At 68.7% G+C, this 13,929-nt stretch carries 11 protein-coding genes; 4 read left to right on the plus strand and 7 right to left on the minus strand.

Translation table 11 applies throughout. From position 1 onward, the window contains the following. Positions 1-99: 99 nt before the first annotated feature. The 7 genes from AC1RVW_RS25575 to AC1RVW_RS25605 form a co-directional block, all read right to left on the minus strand. Positions 100-867 carry an ABC transporter ATP-binding protein gene (locus tag AC1RVW_RS25575; RefSeq protein ID WP_081270897.1) on the minus strand — a complete coding sequence of 256 codons (768 nt, stop codon included), beginning with the start codon at positions 865-867 and terminating at the stop codon, positions 100-102. A 44-nt stretch (positions 868-911) separates the two neighbouring features. Beyond that, on the minus strand, positions 912-2,369 hold the full coding sequence (locus AC1RVW_RS25580; protein ID WP_493203373.1) for an extracellular catalytic domain type 2 short-chain-length polyhydroxyalkanoate depolymerase: 1,458 nt from the start codon (positions 2,367-2,369) through the stop codon (positions 912-914). Between the two features lie 192 nt (positions 2,370-2,561). Continuing rightward, positions 2,562-3,749 (minus strand): substrate-binding domain-containing protein, encoded by a 1,188-nt coding sequence (locus tag AC1RVW_RS25585; protein WP_081270899.1) that lies wholly within the window; start codon positions 3,747-3,749, stop codon positions 2,562-2,564. Between the two features lie 145 nt (positions 3,750-3,894). Continuing rightward, entirely contained in the window at positions 3,895-4,170 is a 276-nt protein-coding gene (locus AC1RVW_RS25590) for a hypothetical protein (RefSeq protein ID WP_106934809.1), read from the minus strand. Then, positions 4,167-4,505 (minus strand): hypothetical protein, encoded by a 339-nt coding sequence (locus tag AC1RVW_RS25595; RefSeq protein ID WP_493203375.1) that lies wholly within the window; start codon positions 4,503-4,505, stop codon positions 4,167-4,169. Before AC1RVW_RS25595 ends, AC1RVW_RS25590 begins: the two co-directional genes overlap by 4 nt. 49 nt (positions 4,506-4,554) lie before the next feature. Continuing rightward, positions 4,555-5,694, minus strand: coding sequence for a DUF4272 domain-containing protein (locus AC1RVW_RS25600; protein ID WP_493203377.1), 1,140 nt, complete (start codon positions 5,692-5,694; stop codon positions 4,555-4,557). 52 nt (positions 5,695-5,746) lie between these two features. Further along, the gene (locus AC1RVW_RS25605) at positions 5,747-7,270 is read right to left on the minus strand and encodes a sigma-54 interaction domain-containing protein (RefSeq protein ID WP_081270935.1); all 1,524 of its coding nucleotides are present in this window, start codon (positions 7,268-7,270) and stop codon (positions 5,747-5,749) included. A gap of 144 nt (positions 7,271-7,414) precedes the next feature. On the opposite strand from AC1RVW_RS25605, the gene AC1RVW_RS25610 reads away from it, so the two are divergent. The 4 genes from AC1RVW_RS25610 to AC1RVW_RS25625 are packed head-to-tail and all read left to right on the plus strand — an operon-like array spanning position 7,415 to position 13,928. Continuing rightward, positions 7,415-8,110, plus strand: coding sequence for a TetR/AcrR family transcriptional regulator (locus tag AC1RVW_RS25610; protein WP_106937475.1), 696 nt, complete (start codon positions 7,415-7,417; stop codon positions 8,108-8,110). Further along, positions 8,107-9,642 (plus strand): efflux transporter outer membrane subunit, encoded by a 1,536-nt coding sequence (locus tag AC1RVW_RS25615; protein WP_493203380.1) that lies wholly within the window; start codon positions 8,107-8,109, stop codon positions 9,640-9,642. The genes AC1RVW_RS25610 and AC1RVW_RS25615 overlap by 4 nt, the downstream gene beginning before the upstream one ends. Beyond that, positions 9,639-10,796 carry an efflux RND transporter periplasmic adaptor subunit gene (locus tag AC1RVW_RS25620; RefSeq protein WP_493203381.1) on the plus strand — a complete coding sequence of 386 codons (1,158 nt, stop codon included), beginning with the start codon at positions 9,639-9,641 and terminating at the stop codon, positions 10,794-10,796. The genes AC1RVW_RS25615 and AC1RVW_RS25620 overlap by 4 nt, the downstream gene beginning before the upstream one ends. A 21-nt stretch (positions 10,797-10,817) precedes the next feature. Further along, entirely contained in the window at positions 10,818-13,928 is a 3,111-nt protein-coding gene (locus AC1RVW_RS25625) for an efflux RND transporter permease subunit (RefSeq protein WP_106934814.1), read from the plus strand. The last annotated feature ends 1 nt before the right edge of the window (position 13,929 follow it).

The following is a 13,929-nucleotide window of genomic DNA, read 5'->3' on the forward strand; positions in this document are numbered from 1 at the left end:
GCGGCGCCTGCAAGGCTGAGGTGGTGTGGAGGCCGCGAGCCCCCACCCCGGCCCTCCCCCGGGAGGGGAGGGAGAAATTCGAATTCATCGGCACGCGCGTCATGCAGCCACCTCCTTCGCCACGCCCAGGTAGGCCTCCTGCACCACCGGCGAGGCGATCACCTCGGCCGGTTCGCCGTCGGCCACCAGCGTGCCGTTGTGCAGCACGATGATGCGGTCGGCCAGCTCGCGCACCACGTCCATCTTGTGTTCGACCAGCAGGATGGTCTTGGTCTTGTCCTGCTTGAGCTTGCGGATCAGGTCGAGGATGACGGGCGCCTCGGCCGCGTTCATGCCGGCCGTAGGTTCGTCGAACATGAAGACCTTGGGCTCCAGCGCCATCAGCAATGCCACTTCCAGCTTGCGCTGGTCGCCGTGCGGCAGGCTGGCCACCGTCGCGTGTTCGCGCGACTTCAGCGCCACGTCGGCCAGGATCTGGTCGGCGCGCTCCGTCAGTGCCTTGTGGTCGCTCCAGATGCTCCAAAGATTGAGCCCCCGCCGGTGCGCGCCCTCGCGCGTGGCCTGCACCGCCAGGCGCACGTTCTCCAGCACGGTGAGGTTCGGGAACAGGTTGGTGAGCTGGAAGGCCCGCCCCAGCCCCGCGTGCGTGCGCGCGGACGGCGACAGGCCCGACAGCGGCTGGCCGTCGAGCGACACCGTGCCGGCGCTCGCCTTGAGCTGGCCCGAGATCAGGTTGAAGTAGGTGGTCTTGCCCGCGCCGTTGGGGCCCACGATGGCCGTCAGCGTGCCCGGCGCGAAAGCGCAGCTCACGCTGTTGACGGCCACGTGCCCGCCGAAGCGGATGGTCAGATCTCGGGTCTCAAGCATCTTTGGTCATTGCGAATCAGGAGTCGAAAGATTGCACGGCGGCCTCAGCAGCTGCCGATCACGTAGTAGTTGGGGCCGGTCTGCTTCAGCGTGGTGGTCGCGTAGATGTTCCACAGCCCCATGGACTGGTTCGAGCCGTAGGCATAGGTCAGCCCGTACAGGGCATAGGCGCGTCCGGCGATGGTATGGGTGTAGTTGCTCGCGGTGTAGCAGGTGCCGGTGCCGCCGCCGCTGCCCGCCGTGGTGGCGCCGGTGGCCGCCGTCGACATGGCGCCTTCGGCGTTGCTCGCGTTCAGCGCGGCCACTGTCCAGCTGTAGCTGGTCGACGCGGCAAGGCCGCTGTCGGTGTAGCTGGTGGCGGTGACCGGCGAGGCGTTGACCTTGCTGCCGCCGCGGTACACGTTGTAGCCGCTGGCTCCGCTCACGGCGTTCCAGCCGATCACCATGCTGCTGCTGGTCGCGCCCGAGGTACCCACGCCGGTGGGCGCGGGCAGGCCGCTGCCGCCGCCGCCGGCGCTGGTCACGCGGTCGATCATGGCCTTGAACGCCGCCATCTGCGGGCCCGACTTCTTCGCGTAGTTGGCGCTGTCGTAGCCCCACCAGTCCCAGCAGCTGTTGGTGGCCGCGGTGCTGGTCTGCGGATAGATCAGCACGATGTTGTTGGTGTCGGCCCAGCGGTTGTAGCCGGTCTTGCGCACGTACTGGTCGCTCACGTCCGAGTAGTTCTGCTTGCAGCCGTGCAGCACCAGGTGCACGCGGCACGAGGTGGTGGTGCAGGCCTGCGGCACGTAGATCCAGCCGGTCGCGGCCATGCCGTGGCCAGTGACGAATTCCGACTGGTTGAACTCGGTGAAGGTGCCGCCCAGCGTGCCGTTGTTGCGCGGATTCAGCGGGCCGTAGATCTGCGTGAGGATCTCGCCCGCCAGGTCGAAGCCGCAGTTGTTGATGTAGGGTGCCGCGGTGGTGCTGCAGGCGCCGCCGTAGTCGTCGGTGACCATCGCGTGGCCGGCGCCGATGTTGTTCTTGTAGACGATGTTGGCCGCCGGCACGAAGCTCTGGTAGTAGGTCTTCAGGTCGTCCATCACCGCCTGCTTGACGGTGTTGTCGGAGGTGCCCGAGAACATGTACACCTTGGAGCCGCTCAGGTTGGACACCGGGTCGATCGCGCCGCTGGCGGCCCAGCTGTTGGTGGTGCTCACGAGCGACGACACCGGGATGCTGCTGCCGTGCGTCATGCACCGGCCGGTGGCGTTGAGCACCGAGCCCTCGGCGCAATAGAACGGCCCGCCGGCCACCACGCCGGCGCCGCGCTTGAAGGTGGCCGAGTAGGCCACGTGCAACTGCACCGCCGCGAAACCGCCGGCCGACAGGCCGGACACGCTCACCTCCGCCGGGTTGGCCCCGAGCGACGGCAGCGGCACCGCCGCCGTCGCGGCCTGCGCCGCCACCGCCATCGCCGCAGCGGCGGCAAGTCCCTTCCAGTTCAATCGCATCGCTGGCATCGCTGTCTCCTTCTGTTGTGGTTTGTCGAACGCTTGCTTGCTCAAGAATCGAATCGGCCGTGGATCGCGCGGGCCTTCGCCCCGTCAGGAAAAACGGGCGCAGGCTGCCGCTTCGCCCGGCGGCCATCCGGGGCGAAAAGGGAGCGGCGCCTTCCTTGCGCCGCGGGGTTCAGGTAACGATCGGCGCCGTGGTCAGCGCTTGTTCTTGATGGGAATGTCCATCTCTTCCGGCTTGATCTCGTGCACCAGCTCCGGCACGCCCCAGGCGAACGCCGGGTCGACCTTGATCTTGAAGTGGTACATCGACTGCATCGCCTGGTGGTCCTCCTTGCGGAAGGTCATCTTGCCCTTGGGCGTGTCGAAGCTCATGCCTTCCATGGTGCTGATGAGCTTGTTGGTATTGGTGTCGCCACCCGTCTTCTTGAGCGCCGTCACCACCGCCATCGCGGCCGAGAAGCCGCCGGCCGTGAAGAAGTCCGGCGGCGTCTTGAATTCCTTGTAGTGGGCCGACACCATCGCGTCGTTCACCGGGTTCTTCGGGATGCCGAAGTAGTAGTACGCCGCGCCTTCCATGCCCGGCAGCGCCTTGTAGGCGGCCATGGCCGGCAGGATGTTGCCGCCGGTGGCGATCTCGATGCCGTAGCGCTTCAGGTCGAGGTCGACGATCTTGAACGGGTTGCCCGCGCCGGCCCAGACGATCCAGATGATCTTGCGGCCCGGCTGGTCCTTCAGCTTGTCGATCAGGCGCTGCGCGCCGGCGGTGAAGTCGGTGGTGGCGGGCGGCAGGTACTCTTCATGGACCAGCTTGGCCTTCTTGAGCGCGGAGCCGAAGGCCTTCACGCCGTCGCGGCCGAACGCGTTGTCCTGTGCCAGCGTGGCCACGGTCACGCCGGGCTTGTCGACGGCCACGGCATTGGAGATCGCGTCCTGGCTCGAATTGCGGCCGGTGCGGAAGATGTACTTGTTCCACTTGTCGCCGGTGATCGAGTCGGCCACGGCGGGCTCGACCAGCAGGATCTTCTTGTATTCCTCCGCCACCGGCAGCATGGCCAGCGCCACGCCCGAGGCGGTCGGGCCGATGGCCAGCGCGGCCTTGTCGTCCGAATAGGCGGCCGCCAGCAGCGACTTGCCGAGGTCGGGCTTGCCCTGGTCGTCCTTCTCGATGACGACGATCTTCTTGCCGTTGACCATCATCGTGCCTTCGGTGGCGTAGTTCAGGCCCATCATCAGGCCGGTCTGCGTCTGCTTGCCGTAGGCTTCCAGCGCGCCCGTCTTGCTGTAGATGTGGGCGATGCGGATTTCGTTGGACTGGGCCCAGGCCGGAGCGGCAACTGCGCAGGTGGCGAGCGCGGCAAGGGCGACGAGGTGGCGACGGTTCATTCTTTGTCTCCTGGAAAAGGTGACTGAATATTGCACAGTTCGTGCCACCTGCCTAAGCCATTGATAACTAACGCTTCTTCATTCGGGAGCAGCGTCGTTCGACTGAATTCAGAACATTGCGCGTGTTCGATTTTCAGTCAACTGTCTATTTTTCGTTCAGGGTTTTCGCGGAGGCCTGGCGCTCGGCGATCCACTGCCTGAACTGGCGCTCCGCCTGCATGCGGAACTCGTTGCGCGCATGGTTGCAGGCCGCATGCGCGAGCCGCCGGTGCTTTGGCGAACGCATGCCGCCGAAGGTCGAGTCGACAAGGTGTTCGATGGTGGCGGACTCAGGCCGGCCGAAGGGCTCGCTGAAGTCCATCGCGAGGCCGCACCAATGGCAGTTGGGGCCGAAGGTGGAACGCAGGGCCTGGACGCTCACAGGCTTGCGTACTCCAGGATTTCCTGCCCCATCAAGTTGCAGTCCTTGCCCGACACGTAGTAGATGAGCCGCATGCGGTAGTTGCCCTTGTAGATCGAGCCCCACACCTCCAGCACCTTGAACTGCTGCTTTTTGTTGGCGGGGTTGCGGATGGGCGCCACTTCCTTCACGGCGGGGTCGATCTGGATGCGGTCGTCCTCGCCGAAGTGGAAGGTCAGCAGCTTCCTTGCGCGGGATACGGCTTCGCTCGCGCACTGGGGCGCGGGCGCCGCGCTGGCAAAGCTGGCGGTGGCGCATGCCGCAACGAACACAAGGGAGCGGATCGATGTCTTCATGAATGCAGGAACAGGAGGATGGCAGGAGGAAGCGCAATTGTCGGGGGCGTCATGTGGGCGTGTCGACGTCGTCCCAGTCGTGGTCTTCGAAGCGCACCAGCCAGTTCAGCGCGCGATGCCGCTCCAGCACGACACCGGCGTCGACGCCCGCAGGAGCCGCCTCTTCCTTCAGGCGCGCCTGGCGCACGAGCCAGTGCAGGCGGTAGTGCAGATCCAGCGCATCGAGCAGTTCGCTGTCCGTGCGCACCTTGGCAGACCGCATCGCGCCGTCGACGTCGCCGGCATCCAGCATCAGGCGCGTGGCCAGCGGCACGTCGCAGATGGCCCCGGGAAACGGCAGCGCATCGACCAGGCCCAAGGCCCATTCGAGCACGAAGAGGCACTCGAAGCGCCAGCCGAACTGCGCCACCGCAGACTCGCCGGGGGCCTCATCGGCAATGAAGGCCTGCTCGTCGGGCGACAGGTTCGCCTGCGCGGACGGCAGCCGCGCGAACAGTTCGGCCACAGGCAGCGGCTCGCCGCTTGCGACCGACTCGGCACGGGCCGATACGGCCAGCAGCGCGAACGCCCTGCCCGCCAGCTCCTGCGGGGTGCGCGGGCGCAACTCGGGCTCCGAAACAAGAGGCGGCAGGTGCTGCGGCACCGGCATGCCGCGCGACGCGAGCAGCGCCTCGGTGCGCGCCTTGCGCTGCCACGCCTCGGCGGGATAGGGAACCGCGGCTTCCCGGTCGGGCTCCTCGCCCGCCGCCGACAGCAACACCCGCCCGTTGGGGTCGCGGATGCCGCCATCGGGCAGGAACACGATGGCGTTCGCACGCTCCGCCCATTCGGAAAACGCGTCGAGCTGCGATTCGTCGATGGAGAGACTCAGGTGCTGGCGTACCCGCTGGATGTGCCGCATCGCGTGATAGCGGTTGCGCGACATCTCGCCGTTGCCCCTGCTCAGCACATAGCCCACGAAGCCCGAAAGATGGGCCGCGAGTTCCGGATCGGAAAGATCGCGGCGGGCATGCAGCGTGTGCGGAAAGCCGAGCGCGGGCACTTCGGCGCGCGTGCAGTAGGCATTGACCAGCATGCCTTCGCCCTGCTCTGCTGCAGGCGATGCCGCGGATGTGGCCGGTGCGGCCGGTGCAGCCGGTGCAGCGCCCGAGCCGGCCAGCGCCTTCAGTCGTGTCAACAGACCCTTCATGGAAATCCTCTCCCTTGTCGATCGAAATCCGGCCACCGTCGGCGGCCGCTACTTACTGGTTCGTCATGCGCTCGTACAGCGTGGCGCGCGAAATCCCGAGCAGCCGCGCCGTTGCCAGCTTGTTGCCGCCGGTGGATGCCAGCGCGGCCGCAATCGCCTTGCGCTCCAGCTCGGCCACCTGCTGCGCCAGCGGCCGCAGCAGTGCCGCTTCTTCATCGCCGTCGTGCGCGCTCTGCAGGGTGGCCGGCAGCTCGATCTGCTCCAGCCCCGCCTCGCGCAGGATGCGTTCGAGCTGCACGGCGTCGATGCGCTGCGAGTCGCTGCGCATCGTCACCTGCTCCAGCACGTTGCGCAGCTCGCGGATGTTGCCGCGCCAGTGCTGGCCGGCCAGCAGCGCGAGCGCGTCGGGCGTGAGTTCGGGCGGCGCCTCGCCGCTGCGCAGCGCCATGTCCTCGCCCAGCGCCTCGACCAGCGCGGGAATGTCGGCGCGCCGCTCTCGCAGCGGCGGCACGCGCAGCGGCAGCACGTTGAGACGGTAGTACAGGTCTTCGCGGAACTGGCCGCGGCGCACCAACTCCGGCAGGTCGCGCGAGGTGGCGGCGATCACGCGGGCGTCGAAGGGCACGAGCTTGTTGGAACCCAGCGGCTCGATCTCGCCTTCCTGCAGCGCGCGCAGCAGCTTGGCCTGCAGGCCCAGCGGCATGTCGCCTATTTCGTCGAGGAAGAGGCTGCCGCCGTCGGCCAGCTTGAACTTGCCCTCGCGGCCCTTGCGGTCGGCGCCGGTGAAGGCGCCGGGCGCAAAACCGAAGAACTCGGCTTCGAGCAGGGTGTCGGGCACGGCCGCGATGTTGACGCTGACGAACTGCCCCTTGGCACGCGCGGACGACGCATGGATGGCATGCGCCAGCAGCTCCTTGCCAGTGCCGGTTTCGCCCAGCAGCAGCACCGGGCTGGCCGACTGCGCGGCGCGGCGCGCGTGGCGCTTGACCTCCACGGCCGCCGGGCTGCTGCCGATGAAGCTGGCAAAGGTGTACTTGGAACGCCGCTGGCCGTCCGCATGGTGGTAGAGCGGGTTGTTGCGCTGGCTGGCCAGTTCGCGCCGCGCGTCGTCGAGGTCGCGCTGCAGCAGCGCGAACTTGCTGATGAGCGGCTGCAGCGTGGTCTCCGGCTGGTCGAACAGCACGATGCCGATGGCGCCGATCACCTCGCCCATGCCGCCGTCCGCGCCCTCGCGTTCCTCGCGCAGCGGAATGCGGCTGACCACGAAGGTGCCTGCCTTGTTGGTCAGCAGGTCGATCAGTATCGGCTCGCCTGTTTCAAGCACGCGGCGCATCTGCGTGTTCGGGATCACGTCTTCCACCATGTGGCCCATGAACTGGTCGATGGACGAGAAACCCAGCGCCGGCAGGAAGCGCCGGTAGCCCTCGTTCACCCACACGATGCGCCCGCCGCGGTCGACCAGGAACATGCCCTGGCTGATGCTTGAAAACAAATGAAACATCGAGCGCGCGGCCAGCGCGAGAATTCCCTGCGCATCGAGCGGCAGGGCGGGCGGCAGAGAAGGAGAAACTGGCATGGCGGCATCGTAGCGTGCCTCGATCGGCAGCAGATCGGGCGCCGCTTCCCTTCAGCAGGTACTCGTGTTCGCGTGCAACCCAGTCTCTTCATGAAACCTTAAGTTAATCAATCGTTTGATTTTTTGCGTGGTGTAATGCCGGGCATGAACGCGAAAGCCACCACCACCCAGGCCGCGCGCCGCGCACCGCGCAGCGACGGCGCGGAGGCACGCCACCGTCTGCTTCACACGGCGCTGCGGCTGTTCGCGCAGAAGGGCTTCGCCAAGACCTCCACGCGCGAGATCGCCAAGGAGGCCGGCGCCAACATCTCGGCCATCAGCTACTACTTCGGCGACAAGGAAGGCCTCTACGCGGCCACCTTCAACGAGCCGATGGGCGGCGACTCCAGCGACCTCGTGGCGGCCTGCAAGGTGCCGGGGCGCCCGCTGGAGGAAACGCTGCGCATCTGCATGGTGTCGATGATCGATCCGCTCAAGCAGGGCGAGATCGTGCGCCAATGCATCCAGCTGCACATGCGCGAGATGCTCGAGCGCACCAGCCGCTGGGCCAAGGAGCTCGAGCACGACATCAAGGGCCCGCACCGCGCCATCGCCGAGCTGCTTTGCCGCCACCTGGGCGTGGCGCGGCCCGACGACGACATCCACCGCCTCACCTTCGCAATCACCGGGCTGTCGATGCAGCTCTACGTGAGCCAGGACTTCATCGAGGCCATCCGTCCGTCGCTGCTGCGCACGCCGCGCGGCATCGACACCTGGGCCGACCGCCTGACCGGCTACGCAATGGCGCTGGTCGCGGCCGAGGCGGCACGCCGCCGCGCCGACAGAAAGCCAACCCAATGAGAAAACTCCGACTGATCGCCTCCCTGTGCCTGCCGCTGGGCTTCGGCCTCGGCCTGTCGGGCTGCGCGCTGACCCGCCCGCCGGCGCAGGTCGAGGCGCCAACGCCCGCGCAATGGCGCGCTCCCCTGCCCCACGGCGGCTCGCTCGCGTCGCTGGCCGACTGGTGGCGCCAGCTCGACGATCCGCTGCTGGTCGAGCTGATCGCCGCCGCCGAAGCCGCCAGCCCCAACGTCGCGAGCGCCGCGGCGCGCGTGGCGGAGGCCCGCTTCACGCGGGTGCAGACCGGCGCTGCGCTGCTGCCGAGCCTGGACGGCACGGCATCGGCGAGCCGGGGCACCTCGGGCTTCGCGTCCGGCGCGCCTTCGGGCGGATCGTCCTCCAGCGCCGGCAGTGGCAGCAGCAGCAGCCTCGGGGCCACCACACCCATCACCACGCTGCAGGCCGGCCTGCAGTCGAAGTGGGAGGTCGACCTGTTCGGCCGCCTGCGCGCCGACCGCGACGCCGCCCAGGCCAAGCTGGGCAGCGCCGACGCCAAGTGGCACGACGCCCGGGTGTCGGTGGCGGCCGAAACCGCCAACGCCTACTTCGCCGAGCGCGCCTGCCAGCAGCAACTGCGCGTGGCCGAGTCCGACACCCGCTCGCGCGCCGAGACCGCGCGCCTGACCGACCTGTCGATGCGCGCCGGCTTTACCGCGCCCGCCGACGCCGCACTGGCCCGCGCCAGCGCGGCCGACGCCTCCGGCCGCCTGACCCAGCAGCGCGCCCAGTGCGCGGTGCAGCGCAAGGCGCTGGTCGCGCTCAGCGGCATCGACGAGGGCACGCTCGAGCAGAAGCTCGCGGCCTCCCCCGCGCAGCGCGCGCTGCCCGAGGTGGGCAGCATCGCCAGCGTGCCGGCGCAAGCGATTTCGCAGCGGCCCGATGTGTATTCGGCGGAACTCGGCGTGGCATCGGCCAGCGCCGACGTCGGCTCGGCCGAGGCCGAGCGCTATCCCAAGCTCAGCATCTCGGGCTCCATCGGCCGCACGCAGTACCGCGTCGGCGGCCTGCAGCAGTCGCTCGAGAACTGGACCGTGGGCCCCGTGTCGCTGAGCGTGCCGCTGCTGGACGGCGGCTCGCGCAAGGCCAATGCCGACGCGGCCAAGGCGCGCTACGCCGAGGCGGTGTCGATCTACCGCGCCAACGTGCGGCAGGCCGTGCGCGAGGTGGAAGAAGCGCTGGTCAACCTCGACGCCACCAACGGCCGCGCGACTGACGCCGACACCGCGGTGAAGAACTACCAGGCCTCCTTCGACGCCACCCAGGCGCGCTACAGCAGCGGCCTGGCCAGCCTGTTCGAACTGGAAGACTCGCGCCGCACGCTGTTCGCGGCGCAGACCGCGCGCGTGTCGCTGCAGCGCGAGCGCACCGAGGCCTGGGTCGCGCTGTACCGCTCGATGGGCGGCGGCTGGACCCGGCCCGGTCAGCCTTCCGAGTCGTACGAAACATCCTCAATGAACACCACCCCGGCCGCCAAGGTCGCGACGTCGCCATGAAAACAATGAAGCGTTCCACCCTCGTCACCGTGCTGATCGTGCTGGCCGTCGTCATCGCGGCGGCCGTGTTCATGACGCGCAAGCCGGCCGACAAGGCCGCCGCCGCCGGCCCCGCGCCCAAGCCCGCGCTGACCGTCACCGTCGCCGCGCCCGAGGCCACCGAACTCACGCTCACGCTTCCGGCCAACGGCAACGTGGCGGCCTGGCAGGAGGCCGTGGTCGGCTCCGAGTCGAACGGGCTCAAGCTCGCCGAGGTGCGGGTGAACGTGGGCGACGTGGTCAAGAAGGGCCAGGTGCTGGCCGTGTTCTCGCCCGAGACGGTGCGCGCCGACATCGCGCAGTCGCGCGCCTCGCTGGCCGAAGCCCGCGCCACCGCCGCCGACGCCGCCGGCAACGCAGCCCGCGCCCGCACGCTGCAGGCCACCGGCGCGCTGAGCCAGCAGCAGATCAACCAATACCAGACCACCGAGCAGACGGCCAAGGCGCGCGTCGAAGCGGCCGAAGCCGTGCTGGCCGCGCAGGAAGTGCGCGGGCGCAACACGCAGGTGCTGGCGCCCGACGACGGCGTGATCTCGTCGCGCACTGCCACGGTCGGCAGCGTGGTGGCGGCCGGCACCGAGCTCTTCAAGCTGATCCGCCAGGGCCGGCTCGAATGGCGCGCCGAAGTCACCTCGGCCGAGCTGAGCCGCATCTCGGTGGGCACCACCGCCTTCGTGGTCAGCGCCAGCGGCGCGCAGGTGCGAGGCAAGGTGCGCAGCATCGCGCCCACGGTCGATCCGCAGACGCGCGCGGCGCTGGTGTACGTCGACCTGCCCAATGTGCAGCAGAACACCGGCATCAAGGCCGGCATGTTCGCGCGCGGCGACTTCGAACTCGGCCGCAGCTCGGCGCCCACGGTGCCGCAGAGCGCCATCGTGCCGCGCGACGGCTTCAACAACGTCTTCCTTCTCAAGCCCGACAACCACGTGGCACAGCTGAAGGTGCAGATCGGCCGCCGCCTGAACGACCGCATCGAGATCACCAGCGCACTGCCCGAAGGCGCGAAGGTGGTGGTGCAAGGCGCCGGCTTCCTCAACGACGGCGACCTGGTGCGCGTGGTCGACGCGCCCGCGCCAGCCGCCCCGGCCGCAGCCGCCCCCGCCGCAGCCAAGTAAGCAGAAACAAAGGACTCGCCCATGAATGTTTCCGCCTGGTCCATACGCAACCCGATTCCGGCGGTGATGCTGTTCGTGCTGCTCACCTTCGGTGGGTTGCTGTCGTTCAACGCGATGAAGGTGCAGAACTTTCCGGACATCGACCTGCCGACCGTGACGGTCTCGGCATCGCTGCCCGGCGCCGCGCCTTCGCAGCTGGAAACCGACGTCGCGCGCAAGCTCGAGAACTCCATCGCCACGGTGCAGGGCCTGAAGCACATCACCACCAAGGTGCAGGACGGCGCCGCCACGCTGATCGTCGAGTTCCGCCTCGAAAAGCCCGTGCAGGAAGCCGTGGACGACGTGCGCTCCGCCGTGCAGCGCGTGCGCGCCGACCTGCCGGCCGACGTGCGCGACCCGGTCGTCACCAAGCTCGACCTGGCGGGCCAGCCGGTGCTGGCCTTCACCATCGCGTCCTCTCAAATGGACAACGAGGCGCTGAGCTGGTACGTGGACAACGACGTCACCAAGCGCCTGCTCGCGCTGCCGGGCGTGGGCGCGGTGAACCGCGTGGGCGGCGCCACGCGCCAGGTGCACGTGGACCTCGACCCGGTCAAGCTGCAGGCGCTCGGCGCCTCGGCGGGCGACATCTCGCGCCAGCTGCGCCAGGTGCAGACGGAGAGCGCGGGCGGCCGCTTCGACCTGGGCGGCAGCGAACAGCCGGTGCGCACGCTTGCCACCGTGAAGTCGGCCGACCAACTCGCCGACATGCAGATCGTGCTGACCGACGGCCGCCGCATCCGGCTGGACCAGGTGGCGCGCATCAGCGACACCATCGCCGAGCCGCGCGCGGCCGCGCTGCTCAACGGCAAGCCGGTGGTGGGCTTCGAAGTGGCCCGCAGCCGCGGTGCCAGCGAGGTGGAAGTGGGCCGCGCGGTGCAGAAGGCGCTGGCCGACATGCGCGCGCAGCGCCCCGACATCGAGCTGACCGAGGCCTTCAACTTCGTCGACCCGGTGGAAGAGGAATACAACGGTTCGCTGCACCTGCTGTACGAAGGCGCCATCCTGGCGGTGGTCGTGGTGTGGCTGTTCCTGCGCGACTGGCGCGCCACCTTCGTGTCGGCCGTGGCGCTGCCGATGTCGGTGATCCCGGCGTTCATCGGCATGCACCTGCTGGGCTTCTCGGTCAACGTGATCTCGCTGCTGGCGCTGTCGCTGGTGGTGGGCATATTGGTGGACGACGCCATCGTGGAAGTCGAGAACATCGTGCGCCACCTGCGCATGGGCAAAACGCCCTACCAGGCGGCCATGGAGGCTGCCGACGAGATCGGCCTGGCGGTGATCGCCACCACCTTCACGCTGATCGCGGTGTTCCTGCCCACCGCCTTCATGAGCGGCGTTGCGGGCAAGTTCTTCAAGCAGTTCGGCTGGACCGCGGCGCTCGCGGTGTTCGCCTCGCTGGTGGTGGCGCGGGTGCTCACGCCGATGATGGCGGCCTACATGCTCAAGCCCGTGGTCACGGCCGAGAAGGAACCGGGCTGGCTGCGCTGGTACATGCGCGCCGTGGAGTGGAGCACCCACAACCGCTTCAAGACGATGGTGCTGGCCACCCTCTTCTTCTTCGGTTCGCTGGCGATGATCCCGCTGCTCAAGACTGGCTTCATTCCGCCGGACGACAACTCGCAGACGCAGGTGTACCTGTCGCTCGCGCCGGGCTCCACTCTGGCGCAGACCACCGCCGCGGCGGAGGAAACCCGCCGGCGCGTGATGCAGATCGCGCACGTGAAGAGCGTCTACACCACGGTGGCCGGCGGCAGCGCGGGCGGCGACCCGTTCGCCAGCTTCGGCACGCCCGAGACGCGCAAGGCCACGCTCACCATCAAGCTCGACCCGCGCGGCGACCGGCCGCGCAAGCAGGTCATCGAGAACCAGATCCGCACCGCGCTCGAAACGCTGCCCGGCGTGCGCAGCACGGTGGGCCTGGGCGGCTCGGGCGAGAAATACATCCTGGCGCTGACCGGTGAAGACCCGGTGGCCCTGGCCAGCGCGGCGAGCGCGGTCGAGAAAGACCTGCGCACCGTTCCCGGCCTGGGCAACATCACCTCCACCGCGAGCCTGGTGCGCCCCGAGATCGCGGTGCGCCCCGACTTCGCGCGCGCCGCCGACCTGGGCGTGACCAGTTCCGCCATCGCCGAGACCCTGCGCGTGGCCACGCTGGGCGACTACGACCAGTCGCTCGCCAAGCTCAACCTGGCGCAGCGGCAGGTGCCGATCGTGGTGAAGCTGGAAGACTCCGCGCGGCAGGACATCGACCTGCTCGGCCGCCTCTCGGTGCCCGGCACGCGCGGCCCGGTCATGCTCAACCAGGTGGCCTCGCTCACCATGGAAGGCGGCCCGGCCGTCATCGACCGCTACGACCGCTCGCGCAACGTGAACTTCGAGATCGAACTGTCGGGCGTGGGCCTGGGCGACGCGAAGGCCGCGGTACAGAAGCTGCCGTCGATCCAGAAGCTGCCGCCGGGGGTGCGCATTGCAGAAGTCGGCGACGCCGAGGTCATGACAGAGCTGTTCGCGAGCTTCGGCCTGGCGATGCTGACGGGGGTGCTGTGCATCTACATCGTGCTGGTACTGCTGTTCAAGGACTTCCTGCACCCGGTGACCATCCTGTGCGCGCTGCCGCTGGCGCTGGGCGGGGCCTTCGTGGGGCTGCTGATCGGGCAGAAGGCGCTGTCGATGCCTTCGCTGATCGGTCTCATCATGCTGATGGGCATCGCGACCAAGAACTCGATCCTGCTGGTCGAATACGCCATCGTGGCGCGCCGCGACCACGGCATGAGCCGCTGGGACGCGCTGCGCGACGCCTGCCACAAGCGCGCGCGGCCCATCATCATGACCACGCTCGCCATGGGCGCCGGCATGCTGCCGATCGCGGTCGGCTTCGGCGCGGCGGACTCGAGCTTCCGCTCGCCGATGGCGATGGCGGTGATCGGCGGGCTGATCACCTCGACCGTGCTGAGCCTGCTGGTGGTGCCGGCGGTGTTCACCTACGTGGACGACATCGAGCACTGGATCCGCCGCACGGTGCGCAAGCTGCGCGGGCAGCCCGCGGATCCGCATATCGACGACGATCTGGTGGAAGCGCCCCAGCGCTGAG

It is taken from the genome of Variovorax sp. MPBD4-3, assembly GCF_058809745.1.

Bases quoted from the DNA above. Each gene is read 5' to 3' on its own strand.
- AC1RVW_RS25575 (WP_081270897.1), bottom strand. From the start codon at position 867: ATGCTTGAGACCCGAGATCTGACCATCCGCTTCGGCGGGCACGTGGCC.
- AC1RVW_RS25580 (WP_493203373.1), bottom strand. From the start codon at position 2,369: ATGCCAGCGATGCGATTGAACTGGAAGGGACTTGCCGCCGCTGCGGCG.
- AC1RVW_RS25585 (WP_081270899.1), bottom strand. From the start codon at position 3,749: ATGAACCGTCGCCACCTCGTCGCCCTTGCCGCGCTCGCCACCTGCGCA.
- AC1RVW_RS25595 (WP_493203375.1), bottom strand. From the start codon at position 4,505: ATGAAGACATCGATCCGCTCCCTTGTGTTCGTTGCGGCATGCGCCACC.
- AC1RVW_RS25600 (WP_493203377.1), bottom strand. From the start codon at position 5,694: ATGAAGGGTCTGTTGACACGACTGAAGGCGCTGGCCGGCTCGGGCGCT.
- AC1RVW_RS25605 (WP_081270935.1), bottom strand. From the start codon at position 7,270: ATGCCAGTTTCTCCTTCTCTGCCGCCCGCCCTGCCGCTCGATGCGCAG.
- AC1RVW_RS25610 (WP_106937475.1), top strand. From the start codon at position 7,415: ATGAACGCGAAAGCCACCACCACCCAGGCCGCGCGCCGCGCACCGCGC.
- AC1RVW_RS25615 (WP_493203380.1), top strand. From the start codon at position 8,107: ATGAGAAAACTCCGACTGATCGCCTCCCTGTGCCTGCCGCTGGGCTTC.
- AC1RVW_RS25620 (WP_493203381.1), top strand. From the start codon at position 9,639: ATGAAAACAATGAAGCGTTCCACCCTCGTCACCGTGCTGATCGTGCTG.
- AC1RVW_RS25625 (WP_106934814.1), top strand. From the start codon at position 10,818: ATGAATGTTTCCGCCTGGTCCATACGCAACCCGATTCCGGCGGTGATG.